24 protein-coding genes and 2 rRNA genes are annotated in these 23,185 nt (G+C 34.1%); all 26 read right to left on the bottom strand.

What is annotated here, in order from left to right; genetic code table 11:
• Positions 1 to 13: 13 nt before the first annotated feature.
• Positions 14 to 1,600, bottom strand: a complete 1,587-nt coding sequence (locus tag NTU58_00515; GenBank protein MCX6764182.1) for an ATP-binding protein — start codon at positions 1,598 to 1,600, stop codon at positions 14 to 16.
• On the bottom strand, positions 1,597 to 3,513 hold the full coding sequence (locus NTU58_00510; protein ID MCX6764181.1) for a UbiA family prenyltransferase: 1,917 nt from the start codon (positions 3,511 to 3,513) through the stop codon (positions 1,597 to 1,599). Before NTU58_00510 ends, NTU58_00515 begins: the two co-directional genes overlap by 4 nt.
• 15 nt (positions 3,514 to 3,528) lie before the next feature.
• The gene (locus tag NTU58_00505) at positions 3,529 to 4,695 is read right to left on the bottom strand and encodes an NAD(P)/FAD-dependent oxidoreductase (GenBank protein ID MCX6764180.1); all 1,167 of its coding nucleotides are present in this window, start codon (positions 4,693 to 4,695) and stop codon (positions 3,529 to 3,531) included.
• Positions 4,696 to 5,009: 314 nt separating this feature from the next.
• Complete coding sequence (locus tag NTU58_00500) at positions 5,010 to 5,651, bottom strand: HAD family phosphatase (protein MCX6764179.1); 642 nt, start codon at positions 5,649 to 5,651, stop codon at positions 5,010 to 5,012.
• 90 nt (positions 5,652 to 5,741) lie between these two features.
• On the bottom strand, positions 5,742 to 6,431 hold the full coding sequence (locus tag NTU58_00495; GenBank protein MCX6764178.1) for an NUDIX hydrolase: 690 nt from the start codon (positions 6,429 to 6,431) through the stop codon (positions 5,742 to 5,744).
• 321 nt (positions 6,432 to 6,752) lie between these two features.
• Positions 6,753 to 7,844, bottom strand: coding sequence for a hypothetical protein (locus tag NTU58_00490; protein MCX6764177.1), 1,092 nt, complete (start codon positions 7,842 to 7,844; stop codon positions 6,753 to 6,755).
• Positions 7,841 to 8,581: an AAA family ATPase gene (locus tag NTU58_00485; protein ID MCX6764176.1), complete on the bottom strand. Its 741-nt coding sequence runs from the start codon at positions 8,579 to 8,581 to the stop codon at positions 7,841 to 7,843. The genes NTU58_00490 and NTU58_00485 overlap by 4 nt, the downstream gene beginning before the upstream one ends.
• A gap of 35 nt (positions 8,582 to 8,616) precedes the next feature.
• The gene (locus NTU58_00480) at positions 8,617 to 9,492 is read right to left on the bottom strand and encodes a DMT family transporter (GenBank protein MCX6764175.1); all 876 of its coding nucleotides are present in this window, start codon (positions 9,490 to 9,492) and stop codon (positions 8,617 to 8,619) included.
• A gap of 21 nt (positions 9,493 to 9,513) precedes the next feature.
• Entirely contained in the window at positions 9,514 to 9,906 is a 393-nt protein-coding gene (locus tag NTU58_00475; protein MCX6764174.1) for a hypothetical protein, read from the bottom strand.
• 88 nt (positions 9,907 to 9,994) lie between these two features.
• Complete coding sequence (locus tag NTU58_00470; protein MCX6764173.1) at positions 9,995 to 10,189, bottom strand: hypothetical protein; 195 nt, start codon at positions 10,187 to 10,189, stop codon at positions 9,995 to 9,997.
• A 218-nt stretch (positions 10,190 to 10,407) separates the two neighbouring features.
• Entirely contained in the window at positions 10,408 to 10,833 is a 426-nt protein-coding gene (locus NTU58_00465) for a C39 family peptidase (protein ID MCX6764172.1), read from the bottom strand.
• Positions 10,830 to 11,426 carry an HAD-IA family hydrolase gene (locus NTU58_00460; GenBank protein MCX6764171.1) on the bottom strand — a complete coding sequence of 199 codons (597 nt, stop codon included), beginning with the start codon at positions 11,424 to 11,426 and terminating at the stop codon, positions 10,830 to 10,832. The genes NTU58_00465 and NTU58_00460 overlap by 4 nt, the downstream gene beginning before the upstream one ends.
• Positions 11,414 to 11,671, bottom strand: coding sequence for a hypothetical protein (locus NTU58_00455; GenBank protein MCX6764170.1), 258 nt, complete (start codon positions 11,669 to 11,671; stop codon positions 11,414 to 11,416). The genes NTU58_00460 and NTU58_00455 overlap by 13 nt, the downstream gene beginning before the upstream one ends.
• A 134-nt stretch (positions 11,672 to 11,805) precedes the next feature.
• Positions 11,806 to 12,363, bottom strand: a complete 558-nt coding sequence (gene cyaB / locus NTU58_00450; protein MCX6764169.1) for a class IV adenylate cyclase — start codon at positions 12,361 to 12,363, stop codon at positions 11,806 to 11,808.
• Positions 12,364 to 12,367: 4 nt separating this feature from the next.
• Positions 12,368 to 12,904: a GrpB family protein gene (locus NTU58_00445; protein ID MCX6764168.1), complete on the bottom strand. Its 537-nt coding sequence runs from the start codon at positions 12,902 to 12,904 to the stop codon at positions 12,368 to 12,370.
• 2 nt (positions 12,905 to 12,906) lie between these two features.
• A complete protein-coding gene (locus NTU58_00440; protein ID MCX6764167.1) occupies positions 12,907 to 13,332 on the bottom strand; it encodes an NUDIX hydrolase in 426 nt (141 codons plus the stop codon).
• 48 nt (positions 13,333 to 13,380) lie between these two features.
• Positions 13,381 to 13,941 carry a GNAT family protein gene (locus tag NTU58_00435; GenBank protein ID MCX6764166.1) on the bottom strand — a complete coding sequence of 187 codons (561 nt, stop codon included), beginning with the start codon at positions 13,939 to 13,941 and terminating at the stop codon, positions 13,381 to 13,383.
• A 118-nt stretch (positions 13,942 to 14,059) separates the two neighbouring features.
• Positions 14,060 to 14,227: a hypothetical protein gene (locus NTU58_00430; protein ID MCX6764165.1), complete on the bottom strand. Its 168-nt coding sequence runs from the start codon at positions 14,225 to 14,227 to the stop codon at positions 14,060 to 14,062.
• A gap of 18 nt (positions 14,228 to 14,245) precedes the next feature.
• Complete coding sequence (locus tag NTU58_00425) at positions 14,246 to 14,404, bottom strand: hypothetical protein (GenBank protein MCX6764164.1); 159 nt, start codon at positions 14,402 to 14,404, stop codon at positions 14,246 to 14,248.
• Positions 14,405 to 14,434: 30 nt separating this feature from the next.
• A complete protein-coding gene (locus NTU58_00420; GenBank protein MCX6764163.1) occupies positions 14,435 to 16,174 on the bottom strand; it encodes an ABC transporter ATP-binding protein in 1,740 nt (579 codons plus the stop codon).
• 6 nt (positions 16,175 to 16,180) lie between these two features.
• Positions 16,181 to 18,121 carry a penicillin-binding protein 2 gene (gene mrdA / locus NTU58_00415; protein MCX6764162.1) on the bottom strand — a complete coding sequence of 647 codons (1,941 nt, stop codon included), beginning with the start codon at positions 18,119 to 18,121 and terminating at the stop codon, positions 16,181 to 16,183.
• A complete protein-coding gene (gene mreD, locus NTU58_00410) occupies positions 18,102 to 18,596 on the bottom strand; it encodes a rod shape-determining protein MreD (protein ID MCX6764161.1) in 495 nt (164 codons plus the stop codon). The genes mrdA and mreD overlap by 20 nt, the downstream gene beginning before the upstream one ends.
• Before the next feature lie 9 nt (positions 18,597 to 18,605).
• On the bottom strand, positions 18,606 to 19,412 hold the full coding sequence (mreC, locus tag NTU58_00405; GenBank protein ID MCX6764160.1) for a rod shape-determining protein MreC: 807 nt from the start codon (positions 19,410 to 19,412) through the stop codon (positions 18,606 to 18,608).
• 51 nt (positions 19,413 to 19,463) lie between these two features.
• Positions 19,464 to 19,688, bottom strand: coding sequence for a hypothetical protein (locus NTU58_00400; GenBank protein ID MCX6764159.1), 225 nt, complete (start codon positions 19,686 to 19,688; stop codon positions 19,464 to 19,466).
• A gap of 91 nt (positions 19,689 to 19,779) precedes the next feature.
• Positions 19,780 to 19,892: ribosomal RNA gene (gene rrf / locus NTU58_00395) — 5S ribosomal RNA — on the bottom strand.
• A 54-nt stretch (positions 19,893 to 19,946) separates the two neighbouring features.
• Positions 19,947 to 22,906: ribosomal RNA gene (locus NTU58_00390) — 23S ribosomal RNA — on the bottom strand.
• Positions 22,907 to 23,185: the final 279 nt, after the last annotated feature.

The following is a 23,185-nucleotide window of genomic DNA, read 5'->3' as shown; positions in this document are numbered from 1 at the left end:
AACTTGTCAATTATTATTTATGGTTATTATGGTTATTTATCGGAAGCTCGATATAAAATTGAGAGCCTTTGCCTTTGCCGGCTGACTTTGCCCAAATATTTCCCTTCTGCATTTCAATGAATTTCTTGGCAATATGAAGGCCGAGTCCGGCTCCGCCGGCATCCATTCTCGCGCCCGCTTCCCCCCTCGAGAAACTCTGGAATAATTTCCCCAGTTCTTTCTCCTCCATGCCCAGTCCGGTATCGGAAATTTCAATTTGCAATTTGCCATTTACAATTTTCAATTTTATATCAACCCCTCCCTTCTCTGTGTATTTCAAGCAATTGTTAATTATATTGGAAATAACCTGCCTTGTTTTATCAACGTCCATCATAATCAAAGGAATTATTTCTTTTGGCTTTTCGAATTTTAAATAAAGATTTTTATCCTTTGCTTGAACGTCAAATATGCCTACTATGCTGGAAATCAAATCTTCCATCGAAGCCATTCCCAGTTCTAACTGCAACTTTCCCGATTCAATTCGGGACAAGCTCAACAAATCATTCACTAATTTCACCAATTTTTCATTTTGCTGATAAACCTTTTCCATGGGTGTTTTGGCTTTTTCCGGTATCTTCCCGTAACTTCCCTCTAAAATCATGGATATATAGCCCTTTACGGCAGTCAAAGGCGTTCTCAATTGATGGGAAGCAATAGCAATAAACTCTGACTTGGCACTGCTCAGTTTTTCTATTTCCTTTCTTTGTTCAATTTCTCTCTTAACGCTTTTTATTAATGCTAAACCTAAATATAAAAAGATGAAAACTGCTAATCCTTTAAAGAGTTGTAAAATTAAATTATCGGTAAAGACTAAAGTATCTACGGAAAGCAAGATAGCAATCAATCCAATAAAAATACTTGTAATAATAACTTTAATTCCGAACAATTCTTGTTTAACAATAGCATAAGCAGTAAAAACCAAAATAAAAATAGCTGAAAAATCTCCCAAGTGTTGGTATTGGATGGTTTTGAAAATAATAGGAAAAATTATATTGAATATAAGGTTAAATAAAAAACAAAGGAAGCCGCCTATTAAAAAATATTCGACTTTTATTTTATCTGCTCGAGAAAGTTTAAAGTATTTTTTTAAAAGTTGACCTAAAAGTATAATTAATAAAATGGCTGATACTATAGAAAAAGTGTCTCCTAGTTTTCCAAAAACAACCTCATTCCCCCATTCTTTTGAATTAACATCTTTAATAATTAGGTCTGTAAAAAAAGAAATAAAACAAAAAAATAAAGTAACAATAATAATAATTTTTTCCAAAAAAGGATATCGTTTTTCTTCTTTTGGAAAATATACTACAAAAAAATAAGTAGCTAAAGCGGCTAAAGGAATTACTCCCCAATTTAATCTATATAAAATAATCGATATTGAAACTTGAGAAGAAGCGCCAAAATAAGCAAAAATAGCCCATAAAAGTAGAAAAATAGTCATTAAAAAAAACCACTGGTTCATTTTTTCTTTAGGATTAAAAAAATAAACCCAAAAAGCCAACCATCCGCCTAAAAAAGTAATTAAAAAAACTAGAACCTGATAAATTAAAGAAATTTCTGTCATATTAAAATTTTACCTAATAAAATAAAAAATGACCACAAAATAAATTCTCCGTCAACTATTACATTATACAAAAAATTCTGGCTTATTACTAAATTGTTAACTTGTTTAAAATAGTAAAACGCATAAAAAACAGTAAAAACAAGAATTATCGAATAAAATGGAAATAGATTAAAAAAAACTCCCAAAATTATAGGTAAAAAAGATAAAATATTTAAAATATTTAAAAATTTTATTAATTTTTCTTTTCTCAACACAACCGCTAGTGTCAATAGTTTTTCTTTTTTATCGCTTTCTATGTCTTTTATATCGCAAAAACTTGTGTTTATTGTCCATCTTAAAAAAATAAAAACTAATATAAAAAATAAAGACAAGCTGAATGACAAATAATAATAAAATATAAGAAATAAAGATAAAGAAGCCCACATTAAAGAAACATAAAATCCTTTAAAGCCAACTATTTTTTTAGTTAAATTCTTAAAAATTTTACTATAAAGTAAGCTCATTAAAAGTAAAGAAAGGCCAAAAAATAAAATTTTTGGCGTACTAAAATAATAAAGCATTAAAATAATAATTAATATAAAAATTCCGATAATTATTGGAATTTTTGAAACATACTTTTCAAAATGTTTTGTTCTTTCAGGGTTTGTTAAATAATCTTTTTTGAAATCTTTATAGCGATTATAAAGATAAGCAGACTGCATTCCCAAGTAAACAATAAATAAACAATCCCAAGTAATTTTTATTCCCAACAAAATAGCTGAAGTAAAAACAATACTTGAGGCGCCCAACGACAATAAATGCCCGCCGTAAACAAATTCATTCCGTATTGAGTTCAAAGCTTTTTTAATCATCTCCATTACAACTAGAATAAATTTGTATTTTTTATAATTTTCAACTGAAACTCTTTTTCCAAAAATTTTTAATAAACTTTCTACCATCATCTCATAATTTTCACTATTTAACTTTTCTAGTCTTAATCTTTTAAGATACTTCTTTTTTAATTCCTTCCCGAAGCTTTTTTTCCAAAGATTACCATAGTCTTCATTGTTCATAATTGCTCTGGCCGCTAAGCATCCAGAAAGAATCGCATAATGTGTACCAAAACCTGTAGCTGCGTCTACGAATCCAGCCGCTTCTCCGACATAAATCTTTTTATCTTTTTTTGCGGTCTTGGGAGGATTGAAATGTATAAATCCATAGATCTCATTTTTAAACTTAGCACCGTTAAGAAAATTCTTAATGATATTATTATCCTTTATCAATAGGTTAAATCTTTCTTCAAGCTCTTTCTTACTTTCTATTTTAGTACCAGCGATAACTAAAGAAAATTCATTAAAAAAAGGAGCCATATAAATATACCCATGGGGAGCATGAGAATCCCCCATCAAATAATAGATAGAATCAATCTTTGCGGTAGAATCTTTTATATAATGCCTTCCATAAGCTACCCCTTTTACTGAAGAAGCCCCTACGGCCACAATATCTATATCTTTATCGTCTCGATTCACGGCTTGATTAAAATGAAACTTAATTCCATGGCTCTTGGCTTGTTCAAATAATTCGTTATCTAAAGAACGCTCATCAGAACAGCCTCGAATAAAGTTATAAAAAAGAGGTTTGTTTTCGGAGTAAACCTCGATGTGCTTAGACGAAGAAGAAAAACGAAGTTCCTTGAAGACTGGGTAAATATTAGATATTTCGATTCCTAATTCTTTATATTTTTCAATCACGTCGTAATCATAAGAGTAATTTCTTAAAGAGTGTATGTCTTTTTCAAAGAAACTTCCAACCCTCGAACGTTTCTCAAAGATTTCAACCTGATAACCATTTTTTGCTAAAACAATTCCCGATACAAGACCGGAAATTCCCGCTCCTAAAATATTAATTTTTTTATTAGTTATTTTTGTTTGCATCACTTACCTTTTGAATTACCATAAATAATCACGGGTATCCCACCATAGAGAAAAAAATTCAAAAATTTTAGAAAAATTTTTTTTAAGACAAAGCTTACTCTTAATTTCCAAAAGCCCTTGATTAGTTTTTAAATATGAAGTTCCTTTTTCCTCTAAAATTTCGCCTAACTCATTAAGAGTTTGATTATCAAAAGAATTGAAAATTTCGCTTGCTTTGATAATTTTTTTATTAGCGAATGGTAACATTTTAATTTTTTTTTCGTATTGAGATGTCTGATTTTCTAAAATACACTGAGCGGCGATTTTTCCAGACAGCATTGCTTGACTAATTCCTCCTTTAAAAATTGGGTCAATTAAACCAGCAGCATCTCCTAATAACAAAACATTATCTTTGAAAAGACTAAGCTCTGTAGGTCTTAAAGGAATGGCCCCGCTTCTATTCTCTATTAACGAATATTTTCCGTATTCTTTTTTGACTTCCTCTTCTAAAAAATCTTTAAATTTTTTTACTAAGTTTCTATCCTTACCTCCTATTCCAATATTGGCAGTATTTTTTGACTGCGGAAAAATCCAAGCATAACCTTGGGGATATTTTTCGTTATCAAAATAAATTTTAAGATTTCTTGTGTCTATTTTTTTTTCTAATTTTATTATGTAAGCGATAGCTCCAATAGTATTTAATTTATTTTTAAAAATTAACTTTCTAACAATAGAGTTTACCCCATCAGCACCAATTAAATATTTTGATTTAAATATTTCACCGCTTGAAGTTGTTACCTTCCAAGTATCTTTATCTTTTTTTATGTCAACAACTCTTGTATTTAATTTCATCTTGGCTTTTAATTTTTTTGCCAAAAATTTTTCAAATCTAGATCTATTAATTGTATAACCAATAATATCTTGATGTGACTTTCCAATTATTTTTTGATTTGGCATAATTCTTTCGACTTTATGAATTTTGCAACAAATCCAACCTGAATCTGGTTTAATTTTTTGAATCTCTAATGCTTTTTTACTAATTCCTTCTCCGCATTGAACAGGTTTACCAATTTCTTTTTTTTGTTCAATTATTAAAGCATTTTCTAAATAAGAGCCGGCAATTAGCCCTCCTGGTCCCCCTCCAACAATAATAGTTTCAAAATATTTATCCATTTTCTGTTTATTTTCAATTTTTTCTTCCATTTTTATTAAAAATTCTCTTAATTTTCATAAGCTATTTCATTAATTTTACCCCGAATAATCCCAAAAGTCCAAATCTCCTCTCTGCCGTCGCCCACGACTCAACTACTCCGTCCTTGACTCTGTATAAATCCCTAGGGTTCTACGGGTTTTATGACGGGGATATACGGGGCTTGCCCAGTAGTAGAAATTTGACAGATATTTATCTACGAAATAGGTCAAATTTTCACTACTGGGCTTGCTTTTTTCCCCAAATAATAACAACAAAAAATCGTCCTTCGACAAGCTCAGGGCGATTTTTTATGGTTTCTTGTTCCTTATAGAATATCCTTAATTTCTTTCAAAGAATCTATTTTTTTCCATGCAAATTTTTTTAGTTCTTCGCTCGAAAACCCGATGGCAATTCCATACCCGGTTTGTTTAAAAACTTCTAAATCATTATCACTGTCCCCCATAAAAACAACTTCTTTTATATTTATTCCGATTTTTTTCACAAGTTCATTGAGTTGTTTAATCTTAATTTCTCCTTGATTGTCTCGGTAGTAAATTTTTTCAAGAATCCCATTTTTATCAAATTCCAAGGAAGAATTTGCATAAAAACCGTCTACGCCCAATTTTTTAGCAATTTCTTCTACGTAAATATCAATTGCGCCCGAAATAAGATAAGTTTTATATCCTTTTTTCTTTAAATAAGAAACAATTTCTTTAGCTTCGGGTTTGGATTCAATTTTTGAGAATAGTTCTTTAATAAATTTTTGATTAGCGTTACCGCTTTCCTGGTACATTTTAGTTAACATTCTTTCTCCTTCAAAGAAAGAAATTTCCCCGCTTTTCGAACGGTTAAAAATATCAAGATGTTTTTCGATAGAACAACCCAATCCTTTAGTTAACAAAAGCCAAGAAATCCCATCAACTAAAGTTCCATCTATATCAAAACAAACCAATTTAAATTTATTCATATTTTAATTTTACCACTTCGGTAAACTCAGTGTAAACAAAAAATCGTCCCTTTAGCGATTTTTTAATTTTTTTAATTTAATTTAAAAAAATTATTTTTTATTAGTCTTAGATAGTCCGAGTTCAAGACTAACCTTTGGATCAAGATCGGTTGTAAATAATTTTTTTATTTCTTTTGGCTTAACCCATCTAATCTCGGCTATTTCATGCGGTTCTTTCGGTTTTGCTACAAGCCTTGGCAGAACTAACCTGCAAAGATGATAAACTATAAATACTGAAAACTGAGGATGAAGTCGAAGAGAAATCTCCTCGACTGGTTCGATCTTATAACCAGTTTCAGCTAGTACTTCTCTAGCAACACACTCTTTTCTAGTTTCGTTTATCCGTTGTTTGCCACCCGGAAAAGCCCAAGTCAAGACTGAACCGTCTTTTCCTTTCTCTCTTTTTACTCTTTTAATTAATAAAACTTCTTTATTACCATTAACCACTATCCCTAAATTAATTAAATCTTCAATCTCTGATTTTTTTTGCGAAAGAGATTCTAGTATATTTTCTAATTCACCTATTTTAGAAAATAATATATCTAGGTCATCTTTTTGGACGATCATTAAATTTTTATTTTTCTTTCTTTCTATATCTTTCTCAAGTTCCTTTTGCTTTTTTTTATTTGAAGCTTTTAAAATAATATTTTCAACAACTCCAAAAAATGGAGAATTTTTGTTTAAATAATAATAAACCAAATTTCCAGTTTTTTCTTGCTTGAAAAGCCCTAATTTTTCCAAAGAAATCAGTTCTCGACGTATATTTCCAACCGAAAGCTTGAGAATTCTTTCTAATTCCCTTAGATAATATTTTTTTTCCTGATTGGCAAAGAAAAAACGTAAAATTTTTTCCCTTGTTTTCGATTTTATTAATCCTATTAAATTCATAATCTTTTAACCAATTGTACCATAATTGTAGTCAATTAAAATAAAACATCAAGTTATTATTAGAGACAAAAAATCCGACAGAAAATTTTTGTCGAAATATTAATTTTTAGATTATTAGTCTCTCTTTTTGTAATAGCTCTTTAATAAAAATTTACCTCGAATAATTTTATTTTTTTATCGAATTTTTAAAAATTGATATTTAAATCCTTCATTGTCGGGTTCTATTTCTATTGTTTTACATTTATGTTTGTTAAAAATTTCTATTGCTTTATCAACTTTATTTTTTGTCATAGCAATTAAGCCCGGCCCAGCTGAACTCATAAAACAAACTTCTATTCCCGATAAACGCATTTCAAGAATAATTCCTAATAAATCCCCTCCATGCAAAGCAATTAGAGGGGCTCCTTTAGTACCACAAAAGGAAATATCATAGAGAATGGCTCCCATTTTTTTAAGATCGTGTTGCTTTAGGGCGGGTGCAAAATCCATTAATAACCAATAGCAAATTTTAGCCGCATTAAATCTATCGATATGTCTTACCCAATCAAGAGAAAAAACATCAACATCAGAAGTTTCCGGCCCCTTGCCAACTCCTGGTACATTGGGAATGCCAGCGATAATTTTTGTTCCCTTCGGATATGTATCCCAAATTATTAACTCGCAATCCGATGTGGTGATTCCAATCCCACCCCTTTGGACTAAATTCCCCGAACTACCAGTAGAAATGCCTGGAGTCAAATAGTCTTTCTTTTTTTCACTTTCTTCGCCGTAATTATGAGCGATAAACTTAACAATTTCTTTTTTATTAAAAGGCTCGCCAAGCAATATATTTATACCATTAGCTACTGCCTCACAAATCGTTGCCGTAGACGCAAAACCAACATGTCTATATGGATGATTTTTTGTCTTTATTTTAAACCCGCCGTTGTATTTAGTGACTGTTCTAATAATTTTTGCCACATGTTCGGCTAAAATGTCGTCAGCTATGATTTTTTTATTATCTATAAGTTCAATTTCGGCTTGAGTATAAATTTTTCCGGTAAATCCTAGTGCTCCAGCTTTATAATCGTTTTTCTCTACCGTCGGGTGAAGTTTAGTAAGGTCTAAAACAATCGGGTCAAATCGGCACGGAACTTGAATCTTTATTTTTTTCCACTGACCAATTTTTAATTTTCTTAAAAAATTGGGCTTCCAAAATAATTTGCCTGGTTTAAACAGATTAACATTCCAATTAGTATAATCGAAAGAAGATGCTTTAACTTTCATATAAAAAATTTTTCTAAAGGAATTTCTTTTCTCTGATAAGATTTTAATTGCTCTTTCTCCCAGTTAAAATATTCTCTCATTAGCATGCACATTCGCTCTGAATTGGCGAAAGGGACAGAAAGAGTGTTAATAAATTTCTCAAACCCTAACATTCCTTTTTGAAAAGTAGGATTGACTTTAGGAAAATCTTTTGATTGTATCGCTGCTATTAAAGAAACTGCTGTTCGATGTATTTGCTCTAAAGAGTTGTTGTTATTAAAAACATAAACCGTAGCTAAGCTTAAGCAATTATTTAATCCTGCCCATATCACTTCGTCTACGCAACGCTGCATAAATTGTTCTTTTGTGATTAATCGTTTTTCCCTCTCTAAAACCCGTTGATATCGAACAGTTCTCGGAGAACAGATACCAATAATTTCAATCTTTTTGCCTGATTTCATTAAAAATTGAATGTCCGCCGGATTTCTAGGTCCGTCAAAAATAAAAAGCTGATTATCCTTAACCATCTTTAAAACCTTTTTTGCTTGCCAAGCAGGGTCTTGAGAAATTAAATCTAATGCTACGGCATGAATATTAGTATGATTGTCTTCCAACCCGCGATTAGCCACTTCTTCTCGCAAAATGTCACAAGAGGCAATCCTTTTACAACCAATTGCGTCTGCAATAGTTGTTTTTCCGGCGCCAGATTGGCCAACAAAAATAATCAACTCTGATAAATTTTTTTGCTTTTTAGTCATTTTATTTTAATTTACCATGATAAAAAAGATATTCTTTAGGTTGAATTTTTCCGATTAAATATAACAAGATAATTAGCTAATAAAATTAACCCACCACCTAAGGCTAAAGTTACTGTGATGGGCTGCGAAAAAGCAATTGCCGAAATTACAGCTACGCTGATAGGCTCTATCAAAATAATAATGCCAGTCCGCGAAGCTTCTATTCTCTTCATGCCCCTATAAAACAACCAATTAGAGATAACTCTTGATATAAGAATAATCCAAATAAGATGAAACCAAATAGTTGTCGAATGTGTAAAAGATAAATCTGAAAACATTGGTTGTGGAACAAACTTTTTAAAAAAAGGATAGATCAATATCAACCAAATAGTGGTAAATCCACAATAAGCGAAGGTAACAAAAGAAGCAGGCTCTTTTTCAATGGCTATTTTTCTGCCGCCAACAACCCAAACTGACAATAGAAAACCTCCGATTAAAGGAGCGATGATGCCCCATATATTGTAATTTTCTACCGATGCTAAATTAACTAAAATAATAACACCAACAATAGCAAAAAAAACCGCCAATAGCTTTTTTTTATCAATCTTCTCCTTGAGAAAAAATATACTTAAAAAAACTGTCCAAATTGGCTGTGAATACATAAAAAAAGAAACTATTGCCACTGGAACCTGGAGAATAATACCACTAAATCCTGCTAGTTGTAACAAGGCTCCTCCCAAGCCATATAAAGCTAAAAATTTTAACTTCTTCCAATTCATTTTTTGATTTATAGCAAAAGGAAAAAGCATTAAAGTCGCCAAGCCTAAGGTGAAAAAAGAAATTTCATATAGAGAAAGTCCTAATCCTGCTAAAAAACGAGCGCCCGTCGTTATCCCCCCAAATAAAATACCCGCTAGTATAAGTTCAAACATATTTTATTTATATATTATTTATTATTTTTTTATTATTTTTTTCCAATTTTTAAAATCACCCTTGGGCTTAGTTAGGTCTTTTGATGATTTATCATATTCTCTTTTCTCGGCATAATTAATTTTTGCCCTAATCTCGCATGGAAGAGAACTCTTGCCAAAGTAATCTTCCGCAATTTTACCTATCTTGCAGGCGAATATTAGAATATCAGCTACTTCAGCGGGTATTTCATCATATTGTTTACGCAAAAGAACCTCTGCCAACTCACCAACTTCTTCTGATAACTTCAAAAAACCGACAATCATTGATTGATGAGCATCAGATTTATCAGTTGGGGGCAACCCTTTTCTTTTTGAGAAATTCTTTTCCCATTTTTGAATTTCTTTAATAGTAATATCATTATTTTTTATTTTCATTGTTCTAATTTTTATTTTTTTATTTAAAATATTCGACTTTATAATTTTTAAAATTGCCTCCTCTAAGTGTTCAAAGAAAAAATTACTATCAAGGGGAAAAACTTTTTGATTTTTTTAATTCTCTCCATTCCTCCCATGGGAGTTTTAATTCGGTATTGCACATCTTACATTCTACAATGGGACCGCCGATTGGCTCTCCCGTTCTTATGTCTGTGCTATCCCAATAACCTACCTGTATCAAAACGCTGTTATGTTTACAGTTTTTGGTTATTTTTTCATTCATAATTAACTGTATTCAATTCTACTACAATTGTAGTCAATTAAAAAAACTTGTCAAGACTTTTGGGTAAATTTTAAAACTTCCGAATAAAAAAGACACTATTTAAAAATAGCGCTTTTTTTTATTAATACTTACACTTCTTTATTTATATATCGCGATAATTTGCCTGATGATTAGCTCGTCCAATTTAATGTAATGACCAGTAAAATCAAACCATACTTTCATAAAATCCTCTTTCTTAATTTTTTTTCCCCGCCGGTTTCCGGATCTTGAAGATAGATATATTCGTCATCTAAACCAAACACAACAGAATAATGCCCGTCTGCTAATTTTGAATCATTGTAATCACAACGACCCCGAGTAAACCAATCAACAATAACCGGCACCCCTTTTTTAAGCCATTCTTCTATATCGTCAAATGTGCTTCCATTTTTTATCTGCGCCTTAAAACCGAGCGACTCAGCGGCCTTAAGAATGCTTTTATCGTCGATTCCAAGGCCCGGCACCAATCCGGTTAGCCAAGCAAGCTCTTGCTCACTTTTCTTTGTTCCATAATAATCTAATACGATTTTCAACGATGCCGGACCGCACATGTCTGCGTGCAGGGTTTCTTGAAAAGATTTTACATTAAGTATTATTTTTTTCATTGCGTTTTGATATTAAAATTTTTTAAATTTTCTTCTTTTTTATCTTTTTTCCACCATATTGTTTCCATTCCTAATCTTTTAGCTGTTTTAATGTTTGCTTCTAAATCATCTATAAAAAGACAATTTTTCGGATTTACTTTTAATTTTTTACAGGCAATAAGATAAATCTTATGGTTTGGTTTTTTAAAGCCTTCTATCGCAGAATTAATAAAAAAATCAAAAACTTCAAAATTAAAAATTTTATTCCAGTATTTAAGCGCTAAAGAATTGCCGTTGTTTATTATGGCTAATTTATATTTCTTTTTTAATTCTGGTAATAATTTCCATAATTCTTCATTCTTTTCGTATTTTTGAGGAATACAGGCTAAAACTTTTTCTATTTCTTCATCAGCCAAGCCTAATTTTTCTTTTATATCAAACAAGAGCTTTTTATCATCTAAATGATTATATAATTTTTCGATTTTATCAGCGCTTAATTGCTCTTTACTCTCTGGTACGTAATCTCTCCTTTTAAATACTAAAACTCCCACCAAATCAAATATAATTGCCTGGATATTGCTCATATTTTTTAAATTATAATCTACCTTTCCCATTTTTTAATATGAGGCGAAAAATCAACCTGATAGTCCGGAATACCAATTGAAATTCCGTATCTTGTCGCTTCATCATACTGTTCTTTATTTGTTCTGTTTATTTTAAATACTTTATCGCGAAAAATAATAAAATCATTTTCCTCATTTTTAAAATCAGCGTACCAATTATGTTTTGAGTCCAAGGATTTGCTGATCTTTTCCGCAATATCTAATGCTTTATCTTCCGGTATTTCTATACTATACATAGTCCATTGTTTTACCCAAGGAGTTCTATGTTTTTCGGCAACCGGTTCAACCGTTGTCTAAATGATTTTAATTTCTTTAAAAAAATCTTTGTTTTCTAAGCTTTCCTCAATTATTATGCCTTTATATTTTTTATTCATACTTTTTTATTTTTTAAAAGCAAAGTGGGATAACCGGTTTTTACTTCGTCCCTCTCTTGTTTTATACCAAGTTTTTTTAAAAATTCAGCGCATCCTTCTCTGGCCACTTTTGAATTTTTAAACTTTCCTTTTGCTTCTACTTCTATAAAATTCCCCAATCCCTTAACTTTATCCAAGCATACTTCGAAGTCTCCGCAATCCCAATACTCTCTTTTTTTATCAATAACCACGACCTTCTTAAAATCAAGAAATTTTAATATCTTCTTGAATTCATCAGGATGGGAAACTTCTGTTTCATATTCCTCGGCATAGTAATGTTTTCCTGTTTTACTATCAAATGATTTATCGTATTCAAAAATTGTCTTGTCGGGGTTTGTTCTGACTCTTAGCCATTCTGTAGGTGTGGGCTTATGGGCAAAAAAATTTCTATGGCAAGGAATATAATACTCATCAATTTGCCTAATTGATTTTTTAAGCTTACCAAACTTAACCAGTTCTTTTTTTATCTCTTTAAAATCAATTATTTTGACCTTAATTTCTACTTCGATATTCATATTTTTAGTTAAATTTAGAATCAGCTTTTTTTATTATTATTCTGATAAAAGAAGATTTTTTTATTGTATATGTATCGCGGTCGTCTTTATAAATTTTTGCCAATTTTTCCTTTAAATTATTATATTTTTTAATAATATCTTTATGCTTTCTTAAATAATCTCTAAAAAGTATACAATTTTTCCAATATCTCCCATTTAGCTTTATCATATGTATATAATGGGTTCTATTTTTTTCCTTACCTTTTGCAAAAAAGTGCTGACCCCCTATTTTAGAATCATACGCATATTGATATCCTAATTTCTTCAAAGGTTTAATGCATTTTTTGCCTATTTTCAATGATTCTACGCCAATAGCTATATCAATTATAGGCTTGGCTTTAGCTCCAGGAATAGAAGTACTGCCGACATGCTGAATATCTTTAATATATTCCCCAATTACAGAACGAATTAATTTTTCCTCTTTTTTATATAATTTCTCCCAATTTGGATTATAGGGCAAAAGCTTAACTTTTTTTCTCTGTAAACCTATAATTTTTTTCATTATTATTTAAATTTAAAATATTCTTTAAAAGCTAAATATTCTTCCTTGCAAAAAAATCCTTTTTCTTTAAATTTATATGTTTTTGGGTTTATCCACTCGTAACCGCTGTGCTCCGGAGAAATTAAAATTTCGCCAGACAGATATTTTGCTTCGTAAACAGTACTTAAAGTATAAGTTTTTCTTTTTGGAAAATATCGCCGACTTTGAAATGCCATGTCCCCAATCTTATATCTTATTTTATTCCCTAACTCTTCCCTCACCTCTCGCTCAAGTATTTTTAAAACTGGTTTCTTGTATTCCGTATTGTCGGCCCGACCTCCCGGCAAATCCCAATATTTTTTATTGGCACTTCTTAAAAATAAAAACTTGTTTTCTTTTTTCAGGAGTATTTTGAATCCGACATGATAAATACCGTAATCTTTTTTCATATTTGCCTTTATTCTATCACCCAAGTTCGCTTAAAAAAAGAGACACTATTAATTAGTGTCTTTGAATTTTTGTTTCTTTTTCCATTCTTCCCTTAAAAGGCCGAATAGAATTTCGTCGTGGAATTTGCCGTTTTTAAAAAAATGTTGGCGTCTTCTTCCCTCTCTCTGGAATCCAATTTTTTTCTGCATTTTTATGCTTCTTTCATTAAAATCCATGGCCCCGGCCGAAAGACTATTTAAATTAAGGTTCCGGAAAGCATAATTAACTAATAGCCTTAACGATTCCGTACCGTAACCTTTGCTCCAGTATTTTTTTTCTCCGATTGCCATGCCTACTCCGGCATTTTGATCTATAAGGTTTATCATGTGAAGACCGCAAATCCCTATGGGTTTTTGTTTAACCTCGATCATAAAAACAATATCTGTATTTCTGCGCGTGGTCGAAAGTTCTTCAATCCATTTTCCTTCGGTTATTTCTGTCATGGGAAATCGATTAAGTAAATACTGGTTAACTTCCGTATCATTCATCCATTTCAAAAGACATTCGAGATCAGATTTTCTAACTGGCCTTAATAATATATCTTTTTCATTTACTTTTCCTTTTAACATTATTCATGCCTCCATAAAATGTACTGGCAGTAAAATAACATATATTAATTATTTTGTCAAAAAAAAACAAAAAACCGCGCCGGAATCGCGAATTTAAAGATTTAAATTTAATTTTTATTTAAGATAACAAAAACACTAAACCGAACAGTATTGCGCCCATTAAAAGTATAATGCTAATAATTTTGAAAACTTTTTCCTCGGGTTTTTCGTTGCGCGGAATGGCTCTAATCAAAAAAGCTAAGCCGTAGCAAATTACCATTATTAAAACATTTATTTTAGCGGACATATTTTTAAAATTTTTATTTTATCCAAAAAGCTCGGTACGGGATTGAATCCAAACCAAAAGAATAGCAATGGCAGCTACCAAGGAAACTAAGCCCCAAACTAAGCCTATTTCCATAAAACAAAAAATAACAAAAGCCGCTATCCCTAAAACTAAGCCTAAGTCAAAAAGATACATCATGTTTTTATATTATTCTAACACTTATTCATCCTAATCGGAAGTTTTAAACTGGAGAGAATAAAACTTATAATAAGCTCCTTTCTTTTTAATCAATTCTTCATGATTTCCTATTTCTACTATCTTCCCTTTTTCTAAAACTAATATTTTATCCGCTTTGCGAATAGTGCTTAAACGATGAGCGACAATAAAAGTAGTTCTGCTAACTACCAGCCTTTCGAGAGCTTCTTGAACTAATTTTTCAGATTCAGAATCCAAAGAAGAAGTTGCCTCGTCTAAAATCAAAATTTTAGGATCCTGAATTAAAGCTAGGGCAATGGCTAATCTTTGTTTCTGTCCAGTAGAAAGCTTAATTCCCCGCTCTCCTACTACGGTGTCATATTTTTGAGGAAAAGATTCAATAAATTTATGGGCATTGGCGGCCTTAGTAGCCGCAAAAATTTCTTCGTCAGTAGCTTCCGGTTTCCCATAAAGAAGATTATTTCTAATGGTGTCGTCGAACAGGGTTATTTCCTGGGGAACATAAGCTATTATTTTCCTTAAAAAGTGAAGGTCTAAATCTTGAATATTTACATCATCAAAAAAAATTTTGCCCTTTGAAGGTTTAAAATAGAGAGAAACCAAATCAACCAAAGTTGTTTTTCCTTCGCCGCTGCCCCCAACTAAAGCAATTTTTTCACCAGGTTGGGCGATAAAGTTGATATTATTTAAAACCAAAATATGGTCTTTATATCCAAAACTAATATTTTTAAACTCAACTTTTCCCTTAAGGTCATCTAAAATTTTTCCTTTTCTGTCAAAGTGCTCAGCTTCAATTCCCAACAAATCTTGCACTCTTTTTATCGCTGTCATTCCGCTTCTAAAAGACTGCCAAAACCATCCCAAATTTTTAAGAGGAGCTTGAATTAAGCTTAAATAGCCTAAAAACATCACTAATTTCCCGGTAGAAATTAAACCCCGGCTTAAGAATAAAATAGCTGAACCAAAAATTAAAACAAATCCTAAAGAAAATAATAAGTCTTGCCAGAAATGAAGATTTTGCCATAAATTCACGAACTCTTTATTAATAACGCTTAATTTTTCTTTAAAATCTTTTTCTGTTTTTTGTTTTTGGAATTTTTCAGCAGCAGAGGATTTTATTAATAAAATATTAGAGAAAGAATCATAAAGATTACCGTAAACTTCCTCAAAAGCTTTATTTAACTTATCTTGGTTTTTTATGATAGGCCTGGTTTTCAAAATTATAATGAATAGGTATCCTAAAACAATAATTAACGCTCCCAGTGCCAATCTCCATTCAACAAAAAACATAATAATAATGCCGACTATAATTGAAAAAAACTGAGGTAACAACCAAAAAATAATTTCATTAACAATCCTGGCAAGATAATCGGCTGCCCGGTCAATTTTTGAAAAAATTTCGCCTGTTTTTTTCTCTTTGTGAAACTTTAAAGGCAAATTTATAACATGAGCGGAAGTTTCACAAATTAAATCATTCAAACAATCTATTGATAAAAAAGCTCCATGTCTGTTCACAATTCTAATCATAAAAACAGAAGCAAAGCTCATTAAAAACCACATCCCCAAAAGAGCGAAAATAAAGCTAAAATCCGTTGATTTAATCGAAACTAAATCGATTAATCTTCCATAAAAATATGGCAAAAAAGCCGTAAGTGAAGAAGCTATCACGCCCAAAATAACAAGAGGCCAAATTTTCTTTTTATATTTTTTTAGATATCTCCAAAGAATTTTTATTTCTTTTATAGTTTCCATAAAATTTTATCTTGTAAAATACCAATTTAAAATGTCTTTAGCAACAGGCAAGGCGGCGTACTGCATTCCCTCAACGTCTTCGATAAGCACCGTTAAAACTATCCGGGGATTGTCGTAAGGAGCGAAAACCGTAACCCAGTTGTGATAAACTTCGTCTCTGGAAGTTTGGGCAGTACCGGTCTTGGAAGCGGCTTTTACCGGCAAATCGTTCAAAAGAACGCTGGAACCGTAAATCACTCCCTCTCTCATCCCCTCTCTTACTATTTTCAGATTCTCCGGTTCAATAAAATTTTCGCGAATGATTTTCGGTTCCATTGTTTTAACTATTTTTGATGAATCAGCGGAGCCCTTAATAATTTCTTTAACAGTAAGAGGTTGATAGAGTTTCCCGCCATTAGCAATCGCTGAAAAAGCCATCACCACCTGAAGGGGGGTAACTGAAATATCTCCCTGGCCGATTGACAGATGATAAGTATCCCCTATCCGCCAAATTTTCTTTTGAGAATCGTCTTGGAAATAATTTTCTTTCCAAGCGGGGTCAGGAAGCAAACCCGGTATTTCTCCAGCGATGTCCACTCCGGTTTTATTTCCCCAGCCGAATAGTTGAAGGTACTTTTTTATTCTTTCTACTCCTAAGCCCGGCTGGCTTTGGTATCCTCCGCCTATCGTATAAAAATAAACATTGCAAGATTGGGCAATTGCTTTTCTAAGATCGGTCCAGCCGTGAGTTTCCCAGTCCAAGAAAACTGAAGGATGTTCCGGGTCAAAGGGATTGGGAATTGAAATTCCGCCCTTACATTCAACTTCTTTGTCCGGAGAAATTATTTTTTCCTGCAAAGCGGCGGAAGCTGTCAAAGGTTTTATAGAGGAGCCCACGGGATATCCTCCGGCAATTGCCCGGTTAAATAGCGGATAATTTGGATTGTCGTTTAACTTTTTAAGGTCTTGGGCGGAAATTCCCTGGGAAAAAAGATTATTATCAAAACTGGGCAAGCTCACCAAAGATAAAATTCCGCCATTATTCGGGTCCATGGCTATTACCACTCCCCTTTTTGAACCGACCCGATCCAGGCTGGCTTTCAAAGCTTCTTCAGCTTTTTTCTGAAGCTCGGAATCCAGCCACAAAACCAGGCTGTCTCCGGTTTGAGCTTCTGTAATCAAGTTTTCTGAAACTTTATTTCCTACGGCATCTCTTTCAACTAAAACCCGGCCGGGAACGCCCCGCAGGGTTTCCTCATAAAATTTTTCCAAACCCTGTTTTCCAATATAGTCGGTGATTGAATACTCTTTTAAATCTTTCAGCTCTTCCGGACTTATCTTACCGGTAAAGCCCAAAAGATGAGAGAACAAAGAAGCATCTTTATATTCCCTTACCGTGTTTTCTTTAATCTCAAAACCCTTAAAATCTTTTATTTTCGTTTTCAACAAAACCAAATTGTCGTGGTCCAGATTTTCTTTTATCAGAACAAAATCAAACTCCCCTTCTTCAATTTTTTTTAAGAGATCCTGCGGTTTTTCTTTTAAAATTTCCGCGACTCCGGCAACGATAGTTTTTTTTGTTTGATATTGGGGCAAATTTTTTCTATCCAGAACTAAATCGTAACTGGTTCTGTTAAAAACCATTTGATTCATTTTGCTGTCATAAACCACCCCTCTGACCGGATTAAAAAACCCGACGTTATGGCAGTTATCCTGAGCCAATTGGGAATAATAATCGCCTTTAACTATTCCGAAGTTCAGGGTTTTGTAAAAAAGAAAAGCCACTAAAATAACAAAGCCGATGTAAAAAATCTTTAACTTTGTCTGGCTAAGAGGCACTTCAAATTTTTTCTCGGAAATGCCGTATTCTCTTTCTTTTTTTTGAGCCAGTTCGTCCAAAAAGATTTCATGGGGCTCTATCTCAAGAAAATCCGATTTTCTATTTTTTTTAAAAATATTTCCGAACATAACTTATTAAGCCAAAAATGGCAACGCCTACTGCTAAATTATATGCTATTTCAAAAAAATCAAACTTACTTAAATTAAAATAAAAAACAAAAGAAAGCTTAAAAATAGAGTTTAAAGCAAAGGAAACCAAATTATAAAAAATTAAAGAAACAATAAGAACCAAGGCAAAATAAACAACGTTTTCCTCGCCTAATGACTTTAGAAATTTTTTAATCAAAAGAGCCAAAAAAATGAAAGTCAGAAAACAAACGCCAAACTGCAATCCGGAAAAAAAGTCCAAAAGAAATCCGCTAAATCCGGCCAGAACCAATCCCGAATTTTCCCGGGAATTTTCCAGAAAATTCAAAAGGATTAAAAAAATCAAAATGAAATTCGGTAAGACGCCCCACAAGCTGAAATGATTCAAAAAACTTGTCTGAAAAATAACCAAAAAGAAAAAAAAGAAAGCCAAAAATAAAAATAAAAATTTTTTCATTTAAAAAAGTTAAAAACTGGTTACGGCAAAAACCGTTCTTATATCATCAATCTTCAGGAAAGAATAAACTTCCGCTTTTTGGAAAGGTTCGGTGTCGCTTTTTTTGATATTTTTAATTTTCCCGACTAAAAGACCTCTGGGAAAGTTTCCGCCCAAAGACGTGGTGAGCACAATATCATCTTCTTTTATTTCTTTATCCCGAGGTATTTCTTCCAAGGAAAGCTGGCCATTTCCCCTGCCCCTAATAATGCCGGTGGCCTGGGCGGCCTGAATTGTCACGGGAAAAAAGCTTTCGGAGTTGGAAATCAAGATTACCCGGGAAAATTTATCGGAAACTTCAGCTACCTTACCCAAAAGCACTTTCTGCTCGGTGATCACGGTCATGCCCTGGGACAAGCCGTCTTTTAGGCCTTTGTTTATTAAAATTGAGTCCTGAGAAATGTCTTTGGAAATAACTTGAGCTAAAACCAGTTTAAATTCTTCATTTAACCCCAATTCCAAGGCTTTTCTTAAATAATCATTTTCTTTTTTTAATTCATCAACAGCAATGTTTTGGAATAAAAGATTCTCATAATCAGTTTTTAATTTTTCGTTTTCTTGTTTTATCTTTTTGCCCTGAGAAATTCCTTCAAAAAAATCGGAAAAGCCGTCTCCGGCCTGCCAAAGAGGCTTTTGAATTGATTGGGAAATTGAATAAAAAAAACCTTTAAAATTATTCAAAAAATCAGATTTTTTATTTAAAAAATTCAGAGCTAAAACAATTAAAAACAAAAAAATGAGGATTAAGGCTATTTTCTTTATATTTTCTTTTTCCATGTTATTTTCTCTTATTATATATAACAAATCCAAAAAAATAAAAAGAGGGAGTTAGACCTCTTTAGTTTTATTTTTTTTCTTTGAAAGAAACTTGCAGTTATTACAACCGGCAACAATCAATATGAAAGCCACTATCAATGCAATGCCTATCAAAAGCTTTTCCGGAAAATCGTCGTTCTCGATTTGAAAAAAGAAACCTATAAAAATTGCTGCTCCGGACAACAAAAACCCCAATCCCAAATATCTCCAATTCATTTTTAGCGTTCCTCTTACCATTTCTCTCGATCCTCCTTAATTTTTCAGGTGCTAATTAAATCAGAATAATTGCAAAAAAAATAAAAGTCAACAAACAAATAAAAAGAGGCAATCAAGGGAACTACCTACTTTCGCATCCTAATGGATACTATCATGGGCCTTAGAAGATTTCACTTCTGTGTTCGGAATGGAAACAGGTGGAACACTTCTAGTATAGTCCCCGTGACTGCCTCTTTTTTTTATTTGATTTTTAATGATTATCACTTATTAGCCAAGAGAAGCATTTTATATTTGGCCATTAGTAGCACTCGGCTTAACTCATTGCTGAGCTTACACCTGTGCCCTATCAAGGTCATAGTCTCTGACCGGCCTTAAAATGAATTCTAATCTTGGGATGGGCTTCGAGCTTAGATGCTTTCAGCTCTTATCCCGACCTAACTTAGCTACCCAGCGATGCCACGGGCGTGACAACTGGTACACCAGAGGTTAGTTCAATCCGGTCCTCTCGTACTAGGATCAACCTCCCTCAAAATTCTAACGCTTGCGGTAGATAGGGACCAACCTGTCTCGCGACGGTTTGAACCCAGCTCACGTAACGCTTTAATTGGCGAACAGCCAAACCCTTGGGGCCTACTCCAGTCCCAGGATGCGTTGAGCCGACATCGAGGTGCCGAACAGGGCCGTAGATACGGACTCGCGGGCCCTACCAGCCTGTTTTCCCCGGGGTAACTTTTGTCTGATGATCTCCCCCGATTCTATAAACCAGGGTCGGTTCACTAAGTTCTGCTTTCGCAACTGCGTGGCATATACGCCTTGCAGTAAAGCCGGCTTATGGCTTTACCCGACAACTCCGATTTCCATCCGGAGCTAGCCGACCTTTAAACGCCTCCATTACCTTTTAGGAGGCAAGTGCCCCACTTAAACTGCCCACCAGACACTGTCTCTCTGATTTTGTCAGAGATTAGAAGAAAGATTTTTAAAGAGTGGTGTTTCATTGGCGACTCCACCCCGACCAAAATCGAGGTTTCAAAGTCTCCCACCTACGCTACGCATCAAAAATCAAAATTCAATATCTGGATACAGTAAAGCTCCCGGGGTCTTTCCGTCTAGCCGCAAGTAACCTGCATCTTTACAGGTTTTGCATTTTCACCGAGCAGCTCCTAGAGACAGTTCTCCAATCGTTAAGCCTTTCATGCGGGCCAGAACTTACCTGGCAAGGGGTTACGCTACTTTAACACGGTTATAGTTACCGCGGACGTTTACTGGCGCTTCGAGCAGTTAGCCTTTCCAACTTGCGTTGAAAAGACCGCCGCTGTTAACGTTCCAGCACTGGTCAGGCCTCAGTTCCTATACATCCTCTTGCGAGTTAGCAGGAACCTGTGTTTTTGGTAAACAGTCGTCAGAGATACTTTTGCTGCGGCCCTCGTCAAGCGAGGGCAAGGCTTATTCCTAAGTTACGCCTGCTTGTTTGCCGAGTTCCTTTAGGAGCTTTCACTCGTTCACCTTGGTACACTTACACCATCCCACCTGTGTCGGTTTACGGTACGGTGCCCGTTAATAATACTCAAAACTTTTCTCGGAAGAGTGCTCGTCTGAATTTTCCTTTCCGAGGAAAAAAATTTCTGGCCTACTTGGAAAAATCCTCATAGGACAAACGTAAATCCAATAATACGCCCAGAATACAACTCTTCGTCATTTTGAGGTTAATTAACGGACGGGCTGGAATATTAACCGGCTGTCCATCAGGTACGCCTTTCGGCATCCCCTAAGGCCCGCCTAACCCTTGGCTGATTTTCATTGCCAAGGAAACCTAAGGATATCAGTGTCCTGAGTTTTCATCAGGATTGTGGTTACTCATGCCAACATTTTCACTTCTCTCCGCTCCACCCCGACTCACGTCGAAGCTTCATCGCAGAAGAGAACGCTTCCCTACCCCTCACATTGTATAAATACCATATGAAGCCTTATCTTCGGTACTGAGCTTTAGTCCCGGAAATCTTCGGTGCAGAGTCTCTTAGTTAGTAAGCTATTACGCACTTTTTAAAGGATAGCTGCTTCTAAGCTAACCTTCTAACTATCACAGAGGCTCCACCTCCTTAAGTACACTTAGCTCAAATTTTGGGACCTTAGATGAAGGTCTGGACTCTTTTCCTCTCGACCCCGAACCTTAGCGCCCGGAGTCTAACTGCCGAGTAGTTGCAAATGGCATTCGGAGTTTGGTTGGAAAACCTGGCGAAACACCACGGTATTCCATCCAGTGCTCTACCTCCAATTGCATAAGCTCGACGCTAACCGGAAAGTTATCTCGGGAAGAACCAGCTATTACCAGGCTCGTTTAGCTTTTCACTTCTTACCACAACTCATCCCAGAGAGTTGAACGACTCACGGGTTCGGACCTCCCCCCAACTTTCGTCGGGGTTCATCCTGGTCATGGCAAGCTCGCACTGGCTTCGGGTCTTGGACACTTTCTTAACGCGCTTTTGACGCTTGCTTTCGCTACGCCTCTGTCCCATAGGGACTTAGACTAAGAAAACGCCCAAACTCGTTGGCTCATTCTTCAATAGGCACGCCGTTACCCACGATCTTGCGACCGGGGCTTCGACTCTTTGTAGGCAAAATGGTTTCAGGTTCTATTTCACCGGGGTCACCCCCCTACTTTTCACCTTTCCCTCACGGTACTGGTTCACTATTGGTGAGACTGACGTATTTAGCTTTGGCTGATAGTTCAGCCTGCTTCCTTCAGGTTTGTCTTTTCCCGAAGTACTCAAGATAAATAACAAGGAGCACAAAGTGATTTTCGCCTAAGGGACTTTTACCCTCTATGGTATCCCTTTCCAGGGTATTTCGACTAATCAAACTTTGCCTAAATGTTCTCCTTAGAAAGCATTTCTGTGCACCAGAAATGCCCCCAACGTTATCTTCTTACTACCCCTCTCTCGATTTGCATCAAAAAAGGTTTGAGCTCCTTCCTTTTCGCTCGCCGCTACTAAGGAAATGATTCCGACAAGTCGGAACTTTTTTTATTTTCCTCCGCTTACTAGGATGTTTCACTTCAGCGGGTTTGCTTCTCAATTTTAAATTGAGACATTCTGATTCATCATCAGAATAGGTTTCCCCATTCGGAAATCTCCGGATCATAGGTTGCTAAGCACCTCCCCGAAGCTTATCGCAGCTACGCCACGTCCTTCTTCGCCGCAGTCTCCCAGGGCATCCACCATCTGCCTTTAATATATATTATGTAAGTGCATCTCTTGGCTAGTAATTAATAATCATTAATTTTCAAAGTTCTTTCGCGCTCTATCAATAGTCCTTCAATAAAAAACCGCTTCTTTTAGAAGCGATTGTTCTGAGAACTAAAATTCCCAGAATATTTTAACCGCTTCTTTGTTTTTGTTTCTTCAAATTAATAACGGTATTTATCATGCGCTTTAATATTAGAAAATTAATTAACCCTTGTCAACCCCTCAATAATTTTATCAACGAAAAAACCCTAACAAAAAGTCAGGGTTAATTTCTGG

It is taken from the genome of Candidatus Nealsonbacteria bacterium (assembly GCA_026396195.1).
GTDB lineage: Bacteria > Patescibacteriota > Minisyncoccia > Minisyncoccales > JAGGXC01 > JAPLXH01.
This window is presented reverse-complemented; position numbering and strand designations above follow the sequence as displayed.